At 71.5% G+C, this 20,464-nt stretch carries 20 protein-coding genes and 1 pseudogene; 12 read left to right on the top strand and 9 right to left on the bottom strand.

All coding sequences use genetic code 11. The features are described from left to right. Positions 1-4 precede the first annotated feature (4 nt). From SLAV_RS26530 to SLAV_RS26540, 3 genes are all read left to right on the top strand, one after another. The gene (locus tag SLAV_RS26530) at positions 5-496 is read left to right on the top strand and encodes a DUF5304 domain-containing protein (protein ID WP_030233251.1); all 492 of its coding nucleotides are present in this window, start codon (positions 5-7) and stop codon (positions 494-496) included. A 61-nt stretch (positions 497-557) separates the two neighbouring features. Continuing rightward, the gene (locus SLAV_RS26535; RefSeq protein ID WP_030233254.1) at positions 558-1,499 is read left to right on the top strand and encodes an ROK family glucokinase; all 942 of its coding nucleotides are present in this window, start codon (positions 558-560) and stop codon (positions 1,497-1,499) included. 65 nt (positions 1,500-1,564) lie between these two features. Further along, on the top strand, positions 1,565-2,308 hold the full coding sequence (locus SLAV_RS26540; protein ID WP_030233257.1) for an endonuclease/exonuclease/phosphatase family protein: 744 nt from the start codon (positions 1,565-1,567) through the stop codon (positions 2,306-2,308). Positions 2,309-2,488: 180 nt separating this feature from the next. Here the strand turns inward: SLAV_RS26540 and SLAV_RS26545 are convergent, their stop codons facing one another. Both SLAV_RS26545 and SLAV_RS26550 read right to left on the bottom strand, forming a co-directional pair. Next, a complete protein-coding gene (locus SLAV_RS26545) occupies positions 2,489-3,124 on the bottom strand; it encodes a hypothetical protein (protein WP_063760323.1) in 636 nt (211 codons plus the stop codon). Next, on the bottom strand, positions 3,063-3,842 hold the full coding sequence (locus SLAV_RS26550; protein ID WP_030233274.1) for an alpha/beta hydrolase: 780 nt from the start codon (positions 3,840-3,842) through the stop codon (positions 3,063-3,065). The genes SLAV_RS26545 and SLAV_RS26550 overlap by 62 nt, the downstream gene beginning before the upstream one ends. A 167-nt stretch (positions 3,843-4,009) precedes the next feature. Between SLAV_RS26550 and SLAV_RS26555 the strand changes: the two genes are divergently transcribed. From SLAV_RS26555 to SLAV_RS26575, 5 genes are all read left to right on the top strand, one after another. Then, entirely contained in the window at positions 4,010-4,723 is a 714-nt protein-coding gene (locus SLAV_RS26555; protein WP_030233278.1) for a lysophospholipid acyltransferase family protein, read from the top strand. Positions 4,724-4,768: 45 nt separating this feature from the next. Next, the gene (macS, locus tag SLAV_RS26560; protein WP_167456801.1) at positions 4,769-5,980 is read left to right on the top strand and encodes a MacS family sensor histidine kinase; all 1,212 of its coding nucleotides are present in this window, start codon (positions 4,769-4,771) and stop codon (positions 5,978-5,980) included. Positions 5,981-6,012: 32 nt separating this feature from the next. After that, positions 6,013-6,663: a response regulator gene (locus tag SLAV_RS26565; RefSeq protein WP_051841129.1), complete on the top strand. Its 651-nt coding sequence runs from the start codon at positions 6,013-6,015 to the stop codon at positions 6,661-6,663. A gap of 145 nt (positions 6,664-6,808) precedes the next feature. After that, positions 6,809-7,840: a 6-phosphofructokinase gene (locus SLAV_RS26570; protein ID WP_030233287.1), complete on the top strand. Its 1,032-nt coding sequence runs from the start codon at positions 6,809-6,811 to the stop codon at positions 7,838-7,840. Between the two features lie 90 nt (positions 7,841-7,930). Continuing rightward, positions 7,931-8,926 (top strand): 2-hydroxyacid dehydrogenase, encoded by a 996-nt coding sequence (locus tag SLAV_RS26575; RefSeq protein ID WP_030233291.1) that lies wholly within the window; start codon positions 7,931-7,933, stop codon positions 8,924-8,926. A 10-nt stretch (positions 8,927-8,936) separates the two neighbouring features. Here SLAV_RS26575 and SLAV_RS26580 read toward each other — a convergent pair whose 3' ends face one another. Then, positions 8,937-10,865, bottom strand: a complete 1,929-nt coding sequence (locus SLAV_RS26580; protein ID WP_051841123.1) for an anthranilate synthase family protein — start codon at positions 10,863-10,865, stop codon at positions 8,937-8,939. 327 nt (positions 10,866-11,192) lie between these two features. Between SLAV_RS26580 and SLAV_RS26585 the strand changes: the two genes are divergently transcribed. Together SLAV_RS26585 and SLAV_RS26590 are read left to right on the top strand one after the other, a co-directional pair. Beyond that, a complete protein-coding gene (locus SLAV_RS26585) occupies positions 11,193-12,557 on the top strand; it encodes a class II 3-deoxy-7-phosphoheptulonate synthase (RefSeq protein WP_381345298.1) in 1,365 nt (454 codons plus the stop codon). Between the two features lie 147 nt (positions 12,558-12,704). After that, positions 12,705-13,025: a (2Fe-2S)-binding protein gene (locus SLAV_RS26590; protein ID WP_078950441.1), complete on the top strand. Its 321-nt coding sequence runs from the start codon at positions 12,705-12,707 to the stop codon at positions 13,023-13,025. On the opposite strand, the gene bfr is transcribed toward SLAV_RS26590, so the two are convergent. Further along, the gene (gene bfr / locus SLAV_RS26595) at positions 13,022-13,501 is read right to left on the bottom strand and encodes a bacterioferritin (RefSeq protein WP_030233303.1); all 480 of its coding nucleotides are present in this window, start codon (positions 13,499-13,501) and stop codon (positions 13,022-13,024) included. The two genes, SLAV_RS26590 and bfr, sit on opposite strands and share 4 nt — an antisense overlap. Positions 13,502-13,674: 173 nt before the next feature. Between bfr and SLAV_RS26600 the strand changes: the two genes are divergently transcribed. Beyond that, positions 13,675-14,307, top strand: coding sequence for a sulfite oxidase-like oxidoreductase (locus tag SLAV_RS26600; RefSeq protein WP_030233306.1), 633 nt, complete (start codon positions 13,675-13,677; stop codon positions 14,305-14,307). A gap of 11 nt (positions 14,308-14,318) precedes the next feature. Here the strand turns inward: SLAV_RS26600 and SLAV_RS26605 are convergent, their stop codons facing one another. The 5 genes and pseudogenes from SLAV_RS26605 to SLAV_RS26625 form a co-directional block, all read right to left on the bottom strand. Next, positions 14,319-14,864 (bottom strand): DUF4396 domain-containing protein, encoded by a 546-nt coding sequence (locus SLAV_RS26605; protein ID WP_030233310.1) that lies wholly within the window; start codon positions 14,862-14,864, stop codon positions 14,319-14,321. A gap of 93 nt (positions 14,865-14,957) precedes the next feature. Further along, positions 14,958-15,818, bottom strand: coding sequence for a deoxyribonuclease IV (locus SLAV_RS26610; protein WP_030233313.1), 861 nt, complete (start codon positions 15,816-15,818; stop codon positions 14,958-14,960). Between the two features lie 6 nt (positions 15,819-15,824). Next, positions 15,825-17,732 carry a Stk1 family PASTA domain-containing Ser/Thr kinase gene (pknB, locus tag SLAV_RS26615; RefSeq protein WP_030233316.1) on the bottom strand — a complete coding sequence of 636 codons (1,908 nt, stop codon included), beginning with the start codon at positions 17,730-17,732 and terminating at the stop codon, positions 15,825-15,827. A gap of 637 nt (positions 17,733-18,369) precedes the next feature. Continuing rightward, positions 18,370-18,627: a hypothetical protein gene (locus tag SLAV_RS26620; protein WP_030242389.1), complete on the bottom strand. Its 258-nt coding sequence runs from the start codon at positions 18,625-18,627 to the stop codon at positions 18,370-18,372. Positions 18,628-18,850: 223 nt separating this feature from the next. Continuing rightward, positions 18,851-19,652 (bottom strand): annotated as a pseudogene (locus tag SLAV_RS26625) (GntR family transcriptional regulator). An 18-nt stretch (positions 19,653-19,670) separates the two neighbouring features. Between SLAV_RS26625 and SLAV_RS26630 the strand changes: the two are divergent. After that, entirely contained in the window at positions 19,671-20,159 is a 489-nt protein-coding gene (locus SLAV_RS26630) for an NUDIX hydrolase (RefSeq protein ID WP_030242392.1), read from the top strand. The last annotated feature ends 305 nt before the right edge of the window (positions 20,160-20,464 follow it).

Below are 20,464 nucleotides of genomic sequence, written 5' to 3' on the forward strand. Positions count from 1 at the left end.
CGCCATGAGCGAGGCCACCGACCGCCCCACCGACGAAGACGCCTGGGCGCAGGCCTGTGCCGAGGACCTCGCCGCCGAGCAGGAGCGCCGGCGCGCGGAGCGGGAGCGCGCGGACGCCGGGCGGGGGAGCGGCACCGGGACGGCCGCCGAGGAGCTGTTCAAGCTGTTCGAGGCCGTCGCCGACAAGGTCTCCTCCCTGGACAACCCGCTCCTCGGCGCCGCCGCCCAGGGCGCCGTACGCCAGTTCGTCAACCAGGCGAAGACCGCCGCCAAGCCCGTCGTCGAGCGCAACCCCGAGGTGTTCGGCCACCTCGCCGCGGCCGGGTCCGAGCTGCTCGCCGCCTACCGCTCGGCGGTCGAGGGCCACGAGCGCCGCTGGACCCGCGACCAGCCGCCCGCCCAGCGCAGGCCCGCCGCGGGGGACGCCGGGGGCGACGTCCGGGGCGACGACGAGGGCCCCGATGAGGGCCCGGCCGAGCGGATCGATCTCGACTGATCCTCCGCCGGCCCCGTGTACGGTTGACCGTGGCGGGGTTTGACCGGAAACCGAGGGACTAATGGGACTCACCATCGGCGTCGACATCGGCGGCACGAAGATCGCGGCCGGCGTGGTCGACGAAGAGGGCACCATCCTTGAGACGTACAAGGTGCCCACCCCGCCGACGGCGGACGGAGTGACGGAGGCGATCTGCGCCGCCGTGTCCGAGGTCAGCAGCAACCACACCATCGACGCCGTCGGCATCGGCGCCGCCGGATACGTGGACGACAAGCGCGCCACCGTGCTCTTCGCGCCGAACATCAACTGGCGCCACGAGCCGCTGAAGGACAAGGTCGAGCAGCGCATCGGCCTGCCGGTCGTCGTCGAGAACGACGCGAACTGCGCGGCCTGGGGCGAGTACCGCTTCGGCGCCGGCCAGGGCCACGAAGACGTCATCTGCATCACGCTCGGCACCGGTCTGGGCGGCGGCATCATCATCGGCAACAAGCTGCGCCGCGGCCGCTTCGGCGTCGCCGCCGAGTTCGGGCACATCCGCGTCGTCCCCGACGGCCTGCTGTGCGGCTGCGGCAGCCAGGGCTGCTGGGAGCAGTACGCCTCCGGGCGCGCGCTCGTCCGCTACGCCAAGCAGCGCGCCAACGCCACCCCCGAGAACGCGGCGATCCTGCTCGGCCTCGGCGACGGCACCCCCGAGGGCATCGAGGGCAAGCACATCAGCCAGGCCGCCCGGCAGGGCGACCTCGTCGCCGTCGACTCCTTCCGCGAGCTGGCCCGCTGGGCCGGCGCGGGCCTCGCCGACCTGGCCTCCCTCTTCGACCCGTCGGCCTTCATCGTCGGCGGCGGCGTCTCCGACGAGGGCGACCTCGTCCTCGACCCGATCCGCAAGTCCTTCAAGCGCTGGCTGATCGGCGGCGCCTGGCGTCCGCACGCGCAGGTGCTGGCCGCACAGCTCGGCGGCGAGGCCGGGCTCGTCGGCGCCGCCGACCTGGCCCGCCAGGGCTGACCCTTTCGCATGACCGCCCGTCGCGCCCTTGGGGGAGCGGCGGGCAACTGCGTAAGTTGCCGGGCATGTTGCCGAAGTCTGTTACGGAGCCCGACGGTTCTGCCGTGATCCGGGCACTCAGCTACAACATCCGCTCGATGCGCGACGACGAGGAGGCGCTGGCCCGGGTCATCCGGGCCTGCGCGCCCGACCTGGTCTTCGTCCAGGAAGCCCCGCGGTTCTTCCGGTGGCGCAAGCACGCCGCCCGGCTGGCCGCCAAGTCCGACCTCGTGGTGCTGAGCGGCGGAGCGACGGCCGCCGGGCCGCTGCTGATGTGCTCGCTACGGGCCTTCGTGGAGCGGACCGAGGACATCCTGCTGCCCCTGACCCCCGGACTGCACCGGCGGGGCTTCGCGACGGCCGTGGTCCGCTTCGGGGCGGCGCGGGTCGGGGTCGTCAGCGCGCACCTGTCCCTGGACCGTGCGGAACGGTCCGCGCAGGCGGGGATGCTGGCCGAGCGGGCCGCCGCGCTGGGGGCACCGCACGCGATCGTGGCCGCCGACGTGAACGAAGCCCCCGGGGGACCGGCCTTCGGGCGCCTCACGGAAACCCTGCGCGACTGCTGGACGGTCGCCCCGTGGGGCGGCGGCGACACCTTCCCGGCGGTGGCGCCGGACCGCCGCATCGACGCCGTCTTCGCCTCGGCGGGGGTGGAGGTGCTGGCCTGCGGTGTCCCTGCGGGGCTCACGGGGATCACCCCCCGCGACCTCCACACGGCAACGGACCACCTCCCGGTCCTGGCCACCCTCCGCCTCCCGGCGACCCCGTAACCCACACTCCTGGGGCTCCGCCCCGGACCCCGCGCCTCAGTCGCCGGCGAGGCTGGATCTTTCAGCCCCGCCGGCGACTGAGGCGGGAACGGTGGACTGGGGGTCCCCCCGGACGGAGTCTGGGGGATGGGGAGGGGCAGGCCCGCGGGCAGCGGCCCCCGGCCCCGCCGCGTCGCAGGGTCACACCACCGCGCCGCGCCCCGGATCGTCGTCCTCGTCGTCGTCCTGGGACATCCGGGCCACCAGGGTGGCGAAGCCGCCCAGGAAGCCGCCGATGCCCAGGGTGGTCAGCCACCAGGTCATGTCCCACTGCAGCAGCACCGCGAGCAGCAGCAGCACCGGCCCGCCCACCACCGCGAGCCACGCGAACTTCGCCGTCGTGTCCGCGGGCGGCAGCTCCGGCTCCGGGGGGACGAAGTGGCCCTCGTCGTCCTTCGGCTCCGCCGGAGTGTGGTCCCGCGGCCCCGGTGCGGCGACGGCGCCGCCGAGGGCGCCCGTCCCCACGCCCGGAGCGAAGCTCACCGAGCTGCCGAGCGCCGGAGGCTCCGGCTCCGGCTCGGGGTCCGCCTTCGGGTCCCGCTCCGCCACCGGAGGCACCGCCTTGACGTCCTCCTCCGGCAGCATCAGGTTCTCGATCGGCCGGAACGGCCTCGCCCCCGGCGGGTCCGGCGGCTCCTGCCCGTACCCGGCGACGATCGCGGCCCACGCCGCTTCCTCGTCCAGCGGGGGGACACCCCCGGAGGACTCCTCGTGCTCAGCCACCGCTGGCCGCCCCCTCCCTGCCGACGCTCTCCGCGAGCCGCCCGACGAACGCATAGCTGTCCGCGAAGATCCGCTCCGCATCGAAGTCCAACGTCGCGACGTGGTAGCTCTGTTCCAGCAGGGTCTCGGTGACGTCCGTCGAGGAGATCCGCGACAGGATCCGCGCCGAGTCCACCGGCGGTACGACGTGGTCCTGCGGGCTGTGCAGCAGCAGCACCGGCTGCGTCACCTGCGGCAGCTCGGCGTCCACCAGCCGGAAGAGCTTGCGCAGCGAGTCGGCGGCCCGGGTCGGGACCCGGTCGTAGCCGACCTCCTCCGAGCCCGGCTTCGCGATGTCGCTGGCGATGCCCGGCGTCGACCGGATCACGTGCTTGACCACCGGAAGGGCGACGGCGAGCGGGTCGTGGACCTTGTTCGCCGGGTTGACGAGGACGATCCCGCTGATCGAGTCCCCGTGCTTGGCGGCCAGCCGCAGGGTCAGCGCACCGCCCATGGACAGCCCGAAGACGAAGACCTGCTCGCACCGGTCCAGCAGCTCCCGCAGCGCGCGGTCGACCTCGGCGTACCAGTCCTGCCAGCCGGTGAGCTGCATGTCCTGCCAGCGCGTACCGTGTCCCGGCAGCAGCGGCAGGGAGACCGTCAGTCCGCGCGCGGCCAGGTAGTCGGCCCACGGGCGCAGGGACTGGGGGGAGCCGGTGAAACCGTGGCAGAGGAGGACGCCGACCTCTCCGCCCTCGTGGCGGAACGGCTCGGCTCCAGGGAGGACGGGCACCAGGGTCTCCTTGGTCATGAGGGGTTGGCGGGTGCGTTGCTCTGTGTGACTTCACCGTACGCGACCGGGGTGGTACCGACCAGGGTCGTCGGGCCGCTCCCGGCGGAGCCAGGGGTTAAGGTCTGTTCGACAGACACAGGAAGGCTTTCGAGTTGATCTACGGCGCAATGAAGTTCTCCATCGGCGGGTCCCTGAAGCTCGCCTTCAGGCCGTGGGTGGAGGGCCTCGAAAACATTCCCGCGGAGGGGCCGGCGATCCTCGCGAGCAACCACCTGTCCTTCTCCGACTCCTTCTTCCTGCCCGCGGTGCTGGACCGGAAGGTGACCTTCATCGCGAAGGCGGAGTACTTCACCTCCCCGGGGGTCAAGGGCAAGCTGACGGCGGCCTTCTTCAAGGGCGTCGGCCAGCTCCCGGTGGACCGCTCCGGCGCGCGCGGTGCGGGCGAGGCCGCCATCAAGAGCGGCATCGAGGTCATCGAGCGCGGGGAGCTGTTCGGTATCTACCCCGAGGGGACCCGTTCACCCGACGGCCGCCTCTACCGGGGCAAGCCCGGCGGTCTGGCCCGGGTGGCGCTCGCCACCGGCGCCCCCGTGATCCCGGTCGCGATGATCGACACCGAGAAGATCCAGCCGCCCGGCAAGGTCGTCCCGAAGCTGATGCGCCCGGGCATCCGGATCGGCAAGCCGCTGGACTTCAGCCGCTACCAGGGGATGGACGGGGACCGCTTCATCCTCCGCTCGGTGACCGACGAGGTCATGTACGAGATCATGAAGCTTTCCGGCCAGGAGTACGTGGACATCTACGCCACCGCCGCCAAGCGCCAGATCGCCGACGCGGAGAAGGCCGCCAAGGCCGAGAAGGGCGACAAGGCCGGGCAGTAGGAAGGACGGGCGGGCGGCGGTGCCGCCCGCACGGGGGTGGGGGAGATGGCGAAGCGCGAGCGCGTCGTGCGCATGTCGGTCGAGCAGCCGCTGTGGCGGGCCCTGACGGCCTACCGGCTGCTCACCATGGTCTACGCGGTGCTGCTGTTCGCCTCCGCGTACCGGAAGTTCGACCAGCCCTGGACAGCGGCCGGCTACCTCGCCGTCCTCGCCGTCTGGACCCTGGCCACCTGGCGCAAGGTGGCCGGCGCCGCGTCCTGCACCCGCCGGTTCCTCGTCGCCGACCTCACCGTCGCCCTGGTGGGCATCCTGCTCACCCCGCTCGCCGACACCCACGCCCGGATCGCGGCGGGCGGCCCGACCCTCCCCAGCATCTGGACGGCCGGTGCGGTCCTCGCCTTCTCCCTCAAGGGCGGCTGGCGCTGGGCCGGGGTCGCCTCCACCTTCGTGGCCGTCGCCAACATCGTCATCCACGGCGGCGACCCCACCCGGGACACCCTGCACAACGTCCTGCTGGTCTGGGTGGCCTCCATAGCCCTCGGCTACGTCATCGAGGTCGCCCGCGCCAGCGAGGCGACCCTCGCCCGCGCCCTGGAGATCGAGGCCGCCACCCGCGAGCGCGAACGCCTCGCCCGCGACATCCACGACGGGGTCCTCCAGGTCCTCGCCATGGTCCAGCGGCGCGGCACCGAGCTGGGCGGTGAGGCGGCCGAGCTCGGCCGGATGGCGGGCGAGCAGGAGGTGGCGCTGCGCACCCTGGTCTCCAGCGGGCTGGTGCACCCCTCGCGGGTCTCGCGCGACGAGTCGCTGGGCGCGCTGGTGGACACGTACGAGGTGGAGGAGCCCGGCTCCGACGAGGGCGAGCTGGACCTGCGCTCCCTGCTCGCCCCGCGCGCCGGCTCCCGGGTCAGCTTCGCCGAGCCGGGCGCCCCGGTGCCGCTGCCGGTGCCCGCCGCGCGGGAGCTGGCCGCGGCGGTCGGGGCGGCCCTGGACAACGTCCGCAAGCACGCCGGTGAGGGCGCCCGCGCCTGGATCCTGGTCGAGGACTGGGGGGACGAGGTGATCGTGACCGTCCGGGACGACGGTCCGGGCATCCCGGCCGGCCGGCTCGACCAGGCGGCCGGCGAGGGGCGGATGGGCGTGGCCCTGTCCATCCGCGGACGGCTGCGCGACCTCGGCGGCAGCGCCGAGCTGGTGTCCGTCCCCGGACAGGGCACCGAAGTGGAACTGAAAGTACCGAGGGGGACCACCCAGTGACCGAGCCGAACGACCTCCACGAGATCAAGGTGATGGTCGTCGACGACCATCCGATGTGGCGGGACGCGGTCGCCCGCGACCTGTCCGCCGCCGGGTTCGACGTCGTGGCCACCGCCGGGGACGGACCGGAGGCCGTGCGCCGGGCCCGCGCCGCCGTCCCGCGGGTGCTGGTCCTCGACCTCAACCTGCCGGGCATGCCGGGCGTACAGGTCTGCAAGGAGCTCGTCGGCGCCGATCCCGCGCTGCGCGTGCTCGTCCTGTCGGCCAGCGGGGAGCACGCGGACGTGCTGGAGGCGGTCAAGTCCGGGGCCACCGGCTACCTGCTGAAGTCCGCCGGGGCGCAGGAGCTGATCGACGCCGTGCGCCGCACCGCGGCCGGCGACCCGGTGTTCACGCCGGGCCTCGCGGGCCTGGTCCTCGGCGAGTACCGGCGCCTGGCCACCGTCCCGGCGCCCGCCGCCGCCGACGAGCCCAAGGCCCCGCAGCTGACCGACCGGGAGACCGAGGTGCTGCGGCTGGTGGCCAAGGGGCTCTCGTACAAGCAGATCGCGGAGCGGCTGGTGATCTCCCACCGCACGGTGCAGAACCACGTGCAGAACACCCTGGGCAAGCTCCAGCTGCACAACCGGGTGGAGCTCGTCCGGTACGCGATCGAGCGCGGGCTCGACGACGCCGACGCGTAACGGGTGACACGGGCCGTGCGTACTTCCCCGTTCGAGTGAACACGCGTACGCAACGCCCCGTGATTCCCCCGGAATTGCCCTCTCCGGGACCCTTGCTGTGACCTGAGTCACCACTAGCGTGACCGTCATGGCGAAGGGAGATTCCATGAAGGTCGGAGTGCTCACGGGCGGCGGCGACTGCCCCGGGCTCAACGCGGTGATCAGGGCCGTCGTCCGCAAGGGCACGCAGGAGTACGGATACGGGTTCGTCGGCTTCAAGGACGGCTGGCGGGGACCGGTCGAGGGGGACGCCGTCCCGCTCGGCATCCCCGCCGTCCGCGGGATCCTGCCCCGCGGCGGCACCATCCTCGGCTCCTCGCGCACCAACCCGTTCAAGACGGAGAACGGCGTCCGGGACATCAAGGAGAACCTCGCCAAGTCCGAGGTCGACGCGCTCGTCGCGATCGGCGGCGAGGACACCCTGGGCGTGGCCGCCCGCCTCTACGAGGAGTACGGCATCCCCTGCGTGGGCGTGCCCAAGACCATCGACAACGACCTCTCGGCCACCGACTACACCTTCGGCTTCGACACGGCCGTCGGCATCGCGACCGAGGCCATCGACCGCCTGCACACCACCGCCGAGTCCCACATGCGGGTCCTCGTCGTCGAGGTGATGGGGCGGCACGCCGGCTGGATCGCCCTGCACTCGGGCCTGGCGGGCGGCGCCAACGTCATCCTCATCCCCGAGCAGCGCTTCGACGTGGACCAGGTCTGCTCCTGGGTGACCTCCCGCTTCAAGGCGAGCTACGCGCCGATCGTGGTGGTCGCGGAGGGCGCCATGCCCAAGGACGGGGACCTGGTCCTCAAGGACGCCGTCTCCCGGGACTCCTTCGGGCACGTCCGGCTGTCGGGCGTGGGCGAGTGGCTGGCCAAGGAGATCGAGTCGCGCACCGGCAAGGAGGCCCGTACGACGGTCCTCGGGCACATCCAGCGCGGCGGCACCCCGAGCGCCTTCGACCGCTGGCTGGCCACCCGCTTCGGGCTGCACGCGATCGACGCGGTGCGCGACGGGGACTTCGGCAAGATGGTCGCGCTGAAGGGGACGGACATCGTCCGCGTGCCGATCGCGGAGGCCACCGCGAAGCTCAAGACGGTCGACCCCGCGCTGTACGAGGAGGTCGGGGTCTTCTTCGGCTGAGGGCTGCCGAGCCTTCGGACAGCGCCGGACCATGGGTCGTATCGTGACGAACGACCCATGGTTCGACGTATTCGACGTACGGGAGCGCGCGTGGAGATCCTGGCCTTCGGAGTGACCGCCGACGAGAAGCCGCTCCTGGAGCGGGCCTTCGCCGGAGAGCACGAGGTCCGCTGTCTCGACGTCTTCCTGAGCGAGGACACCGCGCCCATCGCCGCCGGCTACGAGATCGTCTCCTCCAGCGTCAACGCGGACCTCGGCGCCAGGGTCCTGAACACGCTGTCCGCCGGCGGGACGAAGATGATCGCCCAGAGGTCGACCGGCTTCAACAACATCGACCTGGACGTGGCCCGCAGGCTCAACATGACCGTCGGCCGCGTCTCGTACTACTCGCCCTACGCCGTGGCCGAGTTCGCCTGGACCCTGGCGATGGCCGTCAACCGCAAGGTCGTCCGGGCCGCCATCCGCACCCGCGACTTCGACTTCCGGCTGAACGGGCTGATGGGCCGCGACTTCCACGGCCGCACGGCGGGCATCCTCGGCACCGGCAAGATCGGCGAGGCCTTCGCCCGGATCGCCCACGGCTTCGGCATGGGCCTCCTGGGCTGGGACCTCGCCCCGAACCCGGCCTGCCTGGAGCTGGGCATGACCTACGTGGACAAGGAGGAGCTCCTCGCCCGGTCCGACCTGATCAGCCTGCACGTGCCCCTGCTGGAGTCCACCCACCACCTGATCGACGCGGCCGCCCTGAAGGCCATGCGCGACGACGCGATCCTCGTGAACTCCAGCCGGGGAGGCCTGATCGACACCGCCGCCCTGGTCGACGAGCTCCGGGCGGGCCGCTTCACCGGCATCGGCCTCGACGTGTACGAGGCGGAGGCCGGGGTGTTCTTCCTCGACAAGTCCCTCGAAGCCGTCGAGGACGACACCCTGGCCCGGCTGGTCACCTTCCCGCACGTCGTGATGACCAGCCACCAGGCCTACTACACGGCCGACGCCGTCGGGCAGATCATCGAGACCACCGTCCGCAACGTCGCCGACTACCTGGCCGGCCGCCGCTCCGAGAACACCCTGGTGCCCTCCCCCTGACCGGGCCCGGCTAGGCCGGGGCCATGACCCCCGTCAGCAGTTCCCGGACCAGGTCCGCGCCGCGCAGGGTGAGCACCGACTCCGGGTGGAACTGCACGCCCGCGACCCCGCCCGCGGCCGACCGCAGGGCGTGCACCTCGCCGGTCCCCGGGTCCCGGGCGACCTCGACGCCCTCGGCGGCCAGGCGTGCGGCCAGCCCGTCGGAGCAGTGCGCGGTGTACGTGTTGTAGAAGCCCACCACCTCCTCGGCCCCGAACAGGGAGATCCGCGTCTGCGCCCCCTGCGCCGGCTCCGCCTTGCGGACCAGCGGCAGCCCGAGTTCGGCGGCCAGCAGCTCGTGGCCCAGGCAGACGCCCAGGATCCCGCCCCGGTGCGAGGCCAGCAGCTCCCCGGCCAGGGAACGCAGCATCCGCATCTTCGGGTCGCCGGACTCCGCCGGGTTGCCCGGACCCGGGCCGAGGACGATCGGGCCCTCCCAGGCCAGGGCCGCCGCCCGCAGACCGGGGTCGTCGTAGCGGCGTACGGTCACCTCCAGCCCGGTGACCCGCAGCAGGTGGGCCAGCATCGCGGTGAAGGTGTCCTCCCCGTCGATCACCAGCGCGTGGCCGGTCAGCGACGCGGGCTGCTCCTGCATCCGCAGCCAGAACGGCGCGAGATCGGCCCGCCGGGCCGCCAGCGCGGCCTGGACCCGGGGGTCGTCGGCCAGCCGGACCCCCTCGAAGGCCGGACGCGGCGCGGCCTCCCGCACCCCGAGCGCCGCCAGCACCCCGGCGGCCTTGGCGTGGGTCTCCGCCACCTCGCCGTGCGGGTCGGAGTGGCGCACCAGGGTCGCGCCGACCGGCACCCGCAGGGTCCCGTCCGGGGCGATGTCGGCGGTGCGGATCAGGATGGGGGAGTCCAGGGTCTGGCCACCGGCGGGGTCCAGGCCCAGGAGGGCCAGCGCGCCCGCGTAGTAGCCGCGGCCGCCGCTCTCGTAGCGCTCGATCACCCGGCAGGCGTTCTGCACGGGCGAGCCCGTCACGGTCGCCGCGAACATGGTCTCCCGCAGCACCTCCCGGACGTCCAGCGAGGAGCGTCCGCGCAGCTCGTACTCGGTGTGCGCGAGGTGGGACATCTCCTTCAGCCGCGGTCCGACGACGGCCCCGCCCATGTCGCCGACGGTGCACATCATCTTGAGCTCCTCGTCGACCACCATCGACAGCTCCTCGGTCTCCTTGCGGTCCCCGAGGAAGGCGAGGAGCGACTCGGCGGTCGGGCCCCCGGCGGGATAGCGGTAGGTGCCGCTGATCGGGTTCATCACGACCGTGCGGCCGGACATCCGCACGTGCACCTCCGGGCTCGCCCCGACCAGGGTCCGCTCCCCGGTGTGCACGACGTACGTCCAGTACGCGCCCCGCTCGCCCTCCAGCAGCCGCCGGAACAGGGCGAGCGCGTCGGCCCGGCCGAAACCGTCGATCCGGCCCCCGTAGGTCCGCCGGATCACGAAGTTCGCGCCCTCGCCGCGCCCGATCTCGTCGCGGATCACGCGCTCGACGGTGGCCGCGTAGTCCTCGTCGGTGACGTCGAAGCCGCCGTCCTCGACCCGCACGGCGTGGCCGGGCAGCGCCTCCAGCGCCGCCGCGAGGGGGATCTCGTAGGCCTCCTCGGCGGTCAGCACGCTCAGCGGGGTGCCGTCGTCGCGCACGTCGAAGCCGCGCTCGCGGATCTGCCGGAAGGGCACCAGGGCGAGGGTGGGCAGCTCCCGGACCGGCAGGTCGGCCAGCCGCGCGGCCTCGTGCACCGGCCCGATCAGCACCTCGACGGTGTCGTGGGCGCGGCCCGGGGTGCGTCGGCGGAGCAGGGCGAACGGCGGGCAGGACTCGTCGAGGAGCCGACTCGGGTCGAAGGGGCCATCCTGGGAGCGGGGGGCCCGGAGCGGTGAATCCTGGGACTGGGGCATGGTGTGGGCGTCCTTCCGGTGGATCTTGTCGGAGGGAGGGACGACCCGTCGCGCGAACGCGGAAGGCCGCCCCTCGGGGCGGCCTTCGCGTCGCTCGTGTCAGTGGGTACGCACGAGGGGTGGGCCGCCGGGAGCGGGCCACCACCAGTTCTGGTCGGAGTGTGCGTACATGCGAGGCACCCTAGCCCAAGCGGACGGGATCCCGCTGCATCCGTTCTATACCGACATGTGAACCATGGATTCCGTTCATTTTCGCGGCTCGTACCTTCGAGCGACACCGTCTCACCAGGTGGGCGCCGGGCCGGACGGGACGCGTGACGCCGTAATGTGTACGAGGTGACCGTGAACGCTGAAACCCAAGCCCCCGCCCATCAGGCGACCTGGCGAGACCTTCCCGCGGCGCAGCAGCCTTCGTACCCCGATGCCGAGGCACTGCGCGCTGTCGTCGCGGACCTCGAGTCGTATCCTCCCCTCGTTTTCGCGGGTGAGTGCGATCAGCTGCGCGCCCGTCTGGGAGCCGTCGCCAAGGGCGAGGCGTTCCTGCTCCAGGGCGGCGACTGCGCCGAGGCCTTCGACGCCGTGTCCGCCGACCACATCCGCGCCAAGCTGAAGACGCTGCTCCAGATGAGTGCCGTCCTGACGTACGCGGCCTCCGTGCCCGTCGTCAAGGTCGGCCGCATCGCCGGCCAGTACTCCAAGCCGCGCTCCAAGGACACCGAGACCCGCGACGGCGTCACCCTGCCGACCTACCGCGGCGACTCCGTCAACGGCTTCGCCTTCACCGAAGAGGCCCGCGTTCCGGACCCCGAGCGGCTCAAGCGCATGTACCACGCCTCGGCCTCGACGCTGAACCTGGTGCGCGCCTTCACCACCGGTGGTTACGCCGACCTGCGCCAGGTGCACGCCTGGAACCAGGACTTCGTGAAGTCCTCCCCGTCCGGGCAGCGCTACGAGCAGCTCGCGCGGGAGATCGACAACGCGCTGAACTTCATGAAGGCCTGTGGCACCGACCCGGCCGAGTTCAAGGCGGTGGAGTTCTACGCCTCCCACGAGGCGCTGCTCCTCGACTACGAGGGCGCCCTCACCCGTACGGACTCGCGCACCGGCAAGCTGTACGACACCTCCGGCCACATGGTCTGGATCGGTGAGCGCACCCGCCAGCTGGACCACGCGCACATCGAGTTCTGCTCGCAGATCGCCAACCCGATCGGCATCAAGCTCGGCCCCACCACCACGGTGGACGAGGCGCTGACGTACATCGACCGCCTGGACCCCGAGCGCGAGCCCGGCCGGCTGACCTTCGTCGTCCGCATGGGCGCCGACAAGGTCCGCGACAAGCTCCCGGAGCTGGTCGAGAAGGTCACCGCGTCCGGTGCGACCGTCGCCTGGGTCACCGACCCGATGCACGGCAACACCTTCGAGGCGGCCTCCGGCCACAAGACGCGCCGCTTCGACGACGTGCTCGACGAGGTCAAGGGCTTCTTCGAGGTCCACAAGGCCCTCGGTACCCACCCGGGCGGCATCCACGTCGAGCTCACCGGTGACGACGTCACCGAGTGCGTGGGCGGCGGCGACGAGATCTTCGTCGACGACCTGCACCAGCGCTACGAGACGGCCTGCGACCCGCGCCTCAACCGCAGCCAGTCCCTGGACCTGGCGTTCCTGGTCGCCGAGATGTACCGCGATCAGTAAGTAGCTTCCTACGACGATGGGGCACGGATCGATGTGATCCGTGCCCCATCGTCGTATCCGGGTCTTTTGGGGGACCTCAGGTTTGGGTACGGTTAGGTAAGCCTCACCGAATGGGGATGGCTCGCAGAACCGTTCCGCACCAGGGAGGTGAACCGCGTGTACGTCTGCTCTTGCTTCGGGATCACCGACAAGCAGGTCAAGGAGCACGCGGCCGCCGGGGCCTGCACCCCCCGCCAGATCGCCTCGGCCACCAAGGCCGGCACCGACTGCGGCTCCTGCGTGCGCACCATCCAGGGCCTCCTCGGCCGCGGGGCGTGCCCGCGCCGGGAACTGCTGGAGAAGGGCGACGGGGCCGCGGTCCTGGCGGCCGACTCCCGCCTCGTCCCCGCGGTCACGGCCGCTGCTGCCGCCGCGGCTGTGGTCACCGCCGGGCCGGGCTCCGGGCCCGCGCTCGCCGAAGCGGCCTAGCTCTCCGGCTGCTCGATCAGCTGGGCGATGTAGAGCGGCTCGCCGATGCTCTCGATGAGCTCCAGCTGGGTGTCGAGGTAGTCGATGTGGTGCTCCTCGTCCTCCAGGATCTCCTCGAAGAGCCGGGCGGACGTGATGTCGCCCTTCCCGCGCATGACCTCGATGCCCCGCTTGAGGCGGTCGATGGCCTCGACCTCGACCTGCCGGTCGGCCTGGAACATCTCCGTGAGCGTCTGGCCGACGCGCACGTGGAAGAGGCGCTGGTAGTTCGGCAGACCGTCGAGCATCAGGATGCGCTCGGTGATCTTGTCCGCGTGCTTCATCTCGTCGATGGACTCGGCGCGCGTGTAGTGGGCGAGCTTCGTCCAGCCCTTGTTGTCCTGGATGCGGTAGTGCAGCCAGTACTGGTTGATGGCCGTGAGCTCGCCGGTCAGCTGCTCGTTGAGAAACTCAAGGACCTCGGGGTCGCCCTGCATCGCAGAGGCTCCTTCCAAGCAATGTCAGCTAGGTGACTGGGCAGGTGCGCGCATCTTTGCACCGCCGCCCGGGAGCGTCCAGTAAGTGCCTCCTTAGTGGGAGTTGCTACGACTTGCCCGTATAGGGCCGGACCTGGTCGTGACCACCCCGCCGCGTCTGTCACCATGGAGACATGGGTCAGCCGGAAAGCCGGGAATCTCCGGGAGCAGAGCAGTTCCAGCTCCCTCCGGGGCAGCGGTTGCAGAGGGGCTGGCCGGTCACCCACTACGGTCCCGTGCCCAAGTTCAAGCCGGAGCGCTGGGAGTTCCGTGTCTTCGGCGCCACGGCCGACGGTGACAAGCACTGCTGGAACCACGAGGAGTTCGCGGCCCTGCCGTTCGACTCGGTCGTCGCCGACCTGCACTGCGTCACCAAGTTCAGCATGACGGGCGCCGAATGGGGCGGTGTCATGGCACGCACCGTGCTGGCGCTGGCCCCGCCGGCGCCGCAGGTCACGCACGTGATGGTGTGGGCCGAGTACGGCTTCAGCTCCAACCTGAGACTGGCCGATTTCGCCTCCGAGCGGACCGTCTTCGCCACCCACATGGGCGGCGAACTGCTGACGGCCGAGCACGGTTTCCCGCTGCGGCTCGTGGTACCGCACCTCTACGCCTGGAAGGGCCCCAAGTGGGTCCGCGGCATCGAGTACATGACCGCGGACCGCCGGGGCTTCTGGGAGGAGCGGGGCTACCACAACATCGGCGACCCCTGGCGCGAGCAGCGCTTCTCGTACCAGGAGGAGCCGGGCGACGGCCCCGAGCTCTAGGCCGCCCGGCCTCAGTGGTACCGGTGGACGACCGCGTGGCCCTTGCCGCGGCCGATCATCCACTTGTTGACCGGGGTGGTCACGACGAAGGCCAGCGCGAGGGAGATCGCGAGCGCCGCCCAGAACAGCACGTCGGAGAGCTGCGCGTCCATGGCGCCGGGCCACAGGGCGATCACCCCGTTGTCGATCAGCTCCATGACGGCGATCGAGAGGGTGTCCGCGGCCAGCGCGACCCGGACGGCCGAACGGAGGTCCACTCCGGCGGCGAGGACGCCGCGCAGGGTGAGCGCGTAGCCGAAGAAGAACGCGAGGACGATCGCCAGGACCATCGTCGGGGCGTTCCCCCAGCCCAGCGCGGTTCCGATGATCATGCCGAGCACCTCGCCGATGGCGCACCCGGTGAGGCAGTGCAGGGTGGCGCGGGCCGCCATGCCCCAGCCGGCGGTGGCGTGGTGGCCGTCGTGGCCGTGCTGGTGGTGCCCGTGCCCGTGCCCGTGCCCCTGCCCGTGCCCGTGCTCGTGGTGCTCGTGTCCGTGGTGGGCGTGTGTCTGATCCATGACGACCCCCTGGTGGGAACAGCCGGGTATGCGGTTCTGCCGATGGGCGGAACCGTATACCCCCCTGGGGTATTCCCTCAAGGGATCTTCCACTCAGTGGACGCCGCGCAGCTCCTTCAGCAGGGCCACGTCGGCGGCGTGCCCCTCCTTGCCGCCGGGCGTCTCGATGATCAGCGGCACCCCCTCCGTCTCGGGGTGCGAGCACAGCTCCGCGAAGGCCTCCCGGCCGATGTGGCCCTGGCCGATGTTGGCGTGCCGGTCCTTGTGCGCGCCGACGCCCTCCTTGGAGTCGTTGGCGTGGATCAGCTTCAGCCGGCCCGGCCCCACCGTGTCCACCAGCAGGTCCAGCGTCTGCTTGGTGCCGCCCGGCTCGGCCAGGTCGTGGCCCGCCGCGAAGATGTGGCAGGTGTCCAGGCAGATGCCGAGCCGGGGGTGGTGGTCGAGCGCCTCGAAGTAGGGCCCGAAGTCCCAGGTCCGGGAGCAGAGCGAGAAGCCCTGACCGGCGGTGGACTCCAGCAGCAGGAACGGGTCGTCCTCGTGCGTCAGCTCGTCCAGCAGCGGCAGCATGTGCTCCCTGACCTGCGCGTACGCCTCCTCGCGCGGGCGGCCCCCGGTCGCCGAGCCGGTGTGCACGACCACGCCGAGCGCGCCGATCTCCCGGCCTCGGCGCAGCGAGTGGCGCAGCGACTCCACCGACTTCTCCACCGTCGCCGCGTTGTGCGAGCCGAAGTTGATCAGGTACGGGGCGTGGACGTACACCGGGAGGGACTCCTCGGCGCACTGCGTCCGGAACAGCTCGTCCTGTGCCGGGTTGCCGGTCGGCGTGGCCCAGCCGCGCGGATTGGCGACGAAGACCTGGAGGGCCTCGGCGCCCATCTCACGGGCGTACGGGAGGCCGACCGAGGCGAGGCCGCCGGCGACGGGCACGTGCCCGCCCACGGGATTGCGCGTCACGTTCCGTCACAGCCCCTTGGTCTTGAGGGTGATCGTGCTGCCCTCGGGGGCGCCCTGGCCGGCGGGCACCGACTGGGACTCCACGGTGTTGCTGAAGGAGAGGAACGGCCGGTCCACCTTCACCTTGAAGCCCAGGGCCTCCAGGGTCTTGCGCGCCGGGTCCACGTCCTGGTTGGTCACGTCCGGCACCAGGACCTGCCGGGGTCCCTTGGACACGGTCAGCGTGACGGCGTCACCTGCCGCCGCCGAGGCGCCCGCGCCGACCGACTGGCCCACGACCGTGCCGGCCGGGGACGGGGAGTTGACCTGCTCGGGCGCCGCCTGAGCCGTCAGCCCGACGGCCTCCAGCGCGGCCCGTGCCTGGTCGAGGGGCTTCCCGGTGACGGCCGGGACCGGGATCGGGCGGCCCTTGCTGACGACGAGCGCGATCGCGGTGTCCGGCGCCCGCTTGTTGCCGCCCAGCGGGTTGGTCTCGATCACCGAGCCCTGGGCGACGTCCTGGCTGAAGGCCTGGGTGACGATCCCGGGCGCCAGGCCCGTCTTCGTCAGCTCGGCCTTGGCCTCCTCCAGCGGCCGGCCCTTCAGGTCGGGGACGCTGACCAGCTCGGGGCCGCGGGACACGGTGAGCACGACCGCCCCGTTGCCGCGGATCTGCTTGCCGCCCTCGGGAGTGCTGTTCATGACCGTCCCGCGGTCGAAGGCGTCGCTGAACTTCCGGTCCACCCGCTTCACGCCCAGCCCGGCCGCCGACAGCTGGGAGCGGGCCTGCGCCTCCGTCTTGCCCAGGAGGTTGGGGACCTTGGTGAACTGGCCGGAGTTGATGTACCAGACGCCGGCGCCCAGCCCGAGCGCCAGCAGCACCCCGGCGACGACCAGGAGCATCCCGCGGCGGGCGCGGGGCCGCGCGGGCGCCGCCGCCTGGGCCGCGGCCGGCTGCGGGCGCTCCAGGCGGGAGGTGTGGTGCACCGACTGCGGGGCCTCCACCGGGCGCGGGATCACGCTGGTGCGGTCCTCGGTGGCCGCCCGCTCCCCGTCCAGGGCCTGCGGCGGTACGGCGTCCAGCTCGGCGTCGCTCAGCTGCTCCCGCGCCTCCCGGGCCAGCCCCAGCAGGGCCGCGGCGTCGGTGGGCCGCAGCTCGGGGGCACGGGCGGTGGCGTCCGCGACCAGCGAGTCCAGGGCGGCGGGCAGCCCGGGGACGGCGGCCGACGGGGGCGGGACGTCCTCGTGGAGGTGCTGGTAGAGCACCTGGGCGGGGGTGCCGCCGGTGTGCGGCTTGGAGCCGGTGAGCATCTCGTACAGGACGACGCCGCAGGCGTAGACGTCCACCCGGGTGTCGGTGACGCCGTTCTCGATCTGCTCGGGCGCCAGGTAGGAGACGGTGCCGAGGATCGACCCGGTGGTGTTCGTCGCGGCGTCCACGGAGCGGACCAGACCGAAGTCGGCGACCTTGACGCGGCCGTCGTCGCCGATCAGGACGTTCTCGGGCTTCATGTCCCGGTGGACGAAACCGGCCCGGTGCGCGGTGCCGAGGGCGGCGAGCACCGGCTCGAAGATGTCGAGGGCGGCCCGCGGCTGGAGCGCACCGCGCTCGCGCAGCACGTCGCGCAGGGTGCAGCCGGACACGTACTCCATGGCGAGGTACGTGTACGGGCCGTCCGTGCCCTGGTCGAAGACGGCGACCACGTTGGGGTGGGCGAGGCGGGCCACGGACTTCGCCTCGCGGATGAACCGGTCGACGAAGGCGCCGTCGGCGGCCAGGGCCGGATGCATCACCTTCAGCGCGAGCACACGGTCCAGGCGGGTGTCGACGGCCCGGTAGACCGTGGCCATGCCGCCGGCCGCGATGCGGGCGTCGATGCGATAGCGGCCGTCGAGCACGCGCCCGACGAGAGGGTCTTCCAGGGTCGTATCCACCCGGCGATTCTACGAGGCGACGCGTTTGAGCCGTCCGGGGTACCCACGCTTGCAGCGCAGCCGTGACATGGGGGCTCCGCCGCGGGCGCGTGTCCGTACGGGGCTCGGGGCGCGGGGCGCGGGCGGGCCGTCTCCCCCTCGCCCCCCCCGGGCCCGGGCGGCGGCTGCCCACCCGCCCCCTGGCCTGCGGGCCAGGGCCGGCGGGGAGGGCGTCCCCCCTGGACGGTCTCAGGGAAGGCTTGGGGGTTTCCCGTCAGTCCCATCGTCCTTCCGGTTCGCGCCGGCCCGTCAAGGGCGCTCCTTCGTCGCGTCGCTACGCGATGGCCTTCGGCCACCCTTGACAGACCGACCCGCCCCGGAAAGACAAGGACTGCCGGGAAACCCCCAAAAGAACGGCACGGTCCAGAACACGAGGGACGGGCACCCAGATACGCCAGAGGCACCGGGCACCATCCCGCCGGGCACCCGCACCTCCAGAGGCCCGCTTCAGGGCCCGGGGCACAGCACCCCGCACGAAACGACGACCAGACCGCCCCGCGGAGCACGCAAGCGCGACAGATCGCTACGCGCTCCTCGGATCTCAGCGACTGACCGCCGTCCGGGGCCGATCGCCGGTGCCTGCCCGGATGCGCATGAGCTAACTCGGCGGCCACCGTCGGCTCAGATGACCCTCCAAGGCTTCGAGGTACTCGGTGGGCACGATGTTGCGGAGTGCCGTGGTGAATTCGAGGCCGGTTGCGTCCCGGATGTAGGCGAGCTGCATCCATCGCTCGGCCCCGCTGTCCGAGACGTTCTCGTTGATCACGGCCATCAGCTCGCCCTCGGTTCCGGACGCGATGTCACGCACTCGACGACCCAGGAGCCGATGCTGCACGTATTCGTACTGCTCAGCCATCGGTCGACTCCTCGGAGGAGTTGATGAAGCGCTCCCAGCCGACGCGGGCGCGGGCGAGTAGTTCCGAGCGGATGGGAGTCTGACCCATGCGGCACTCCTCTAAAGAGGCTGAACTCCTGCACTCATGTACATGAGTGCTACGGGAAGAGAGTGCCTCTACTCCTGTGCATGAGTCAACCCGCTGTGAAGGTGAAATCACAGCGGGTCGTGGGTGGCGACGCAATCAGTCGGATGCGGGGATGCGGAACTCGAAAACGAACTGGTCGGCCGCCATGAGGGTGTCGCACACCTCCACGACGCGGCCGGCATCCGTGACCGCGTTCCTCAGCAGGTGAACCACGGTGGCGCCAGGGCTCAGCGCCAGCTCCGATGCCTCCGCCTTCGCTGCAGGTCGCGCCCGCAGGGTCTCCACGAACTCGGCGAAAGTGTGGCCGTGCTCTTCGAGTCGGGCGTAGATGCCGCCGTCGCCTGGGTTCTCGGCGAAGAGTTCCGGGATGTCGCGCACCACGTCCCACGGCAGGTACGACGTCGCCGTTTCCACAGGAGCGCCGTTGCGGAAGTACAAACGACGGCGTGCGAGTACTTGGGTTCCTGGCTCGACGCCAAGTCGCTGAGCAATCGCTTCCGGGGCCTCGATCGGCCCGATGTAGATGACGCTGACCTTCGCCGTAGATGACGCTGACCTTCGCCGTAGCGCCCGACTGCTCTGATTCGGCAAGGTAGGCGGCTTTGCCGCCCTGCCGAAGCGAGCGACGGAAACGATCTGATGAACGGTGGCGGACCGGCGGTCGGTCCCTTACGTACGAGCCCTTGCCGTGCCGGGTGTCCACAAGACCGCTGGCGCGGATCTCCAGCATTGCCTTGCGAACGGTCCCGCCCGAGACTCCGTAACGTTCGGCCATCTCGGCTTCGCTGGGCACCTGGTCTCCCGGCTTCAAGACGCCGGCACGTACCTGCTGGATGATGTCCTCGGCGATCTGCAGGTACCGAGGAACGGCCTTACCCGCTCCTATAGCTGCTCCCATGGTCCTTCGCTTCCTCCTATGCTCTTGTGCATGAGTAACAGCGTCGCGTCGGACAAGTCAACGCCACGCCATTCCGTGTCGGTTGCCGGGGTGGTGGTGCGTGATGACGGTCGGCTGCTGGCCATCCGCCGAGCTGACAACGGGACCTGGGAGCTGCCCGGCGGAGTGCTGGAGTTGGCGGAAACCCCCGAGGACGGCGTGCGGCGGGAAGTGCTGGAGGAAACCGGCATTCACGTCGAGGTGGACGAGCTCACCGGCGTGTACAAGAACATCGCGGCTGGAGTGGTGGCCCTGGTCTTCCGCTGCAAGCCCTCCGGCGGAACGGAACGCCCCTCAGGCGAAAGCACAGCAGTCCAGTGGCTCACACCGGACGAGGTGACCGAGCGGATGTCGGAGGTCTACGCCGTCCGGCTCCTGGACGCCCTCGACGGCGACAGCCCCCATGTGCGTAGCCACGACGGACGCCGATTGCTCACCCATCGGCCCCGGACGGCGGTCAGTCGCTGAGATCCGAGGAGCGCGTAGCGATCTGTCGCGCTTGCGTGCTCCGCGGGGCGGTCTGGTCGTCGTTTCGTGCGGGGTGCTGTGCCCCGGGCCCTGAAGCGGGCCTCTGGAGGTGCGGGTGCCCGGCGGGATGGTGCCCGGTGCCTCTGGCGTATCTGGGTGCCCGTCCCTCGTGTTCTGGACCGTGCCGTTCTTTTGGGGGTTTCCCGGCAGTCCTTGTCTTTCCGGGGCGGGTCGGTCTGTCAAGGGTGGCCGAAGGCCATCGCGTAGCGACGCGACGAAGGAGCGCCCTTGACGGGCCGGCGCGA

This window comes from Streptomyces lavendulae subsp. lavendulae, from assembly GCF_002803845.1.
Classification (GTDB): domain Bacteria; phylum Actinomycetota; class Actinomycetes; order Streptomycetales; family Streptomycetaceae; genus Streptomyces; species Streptomyces lavendulae.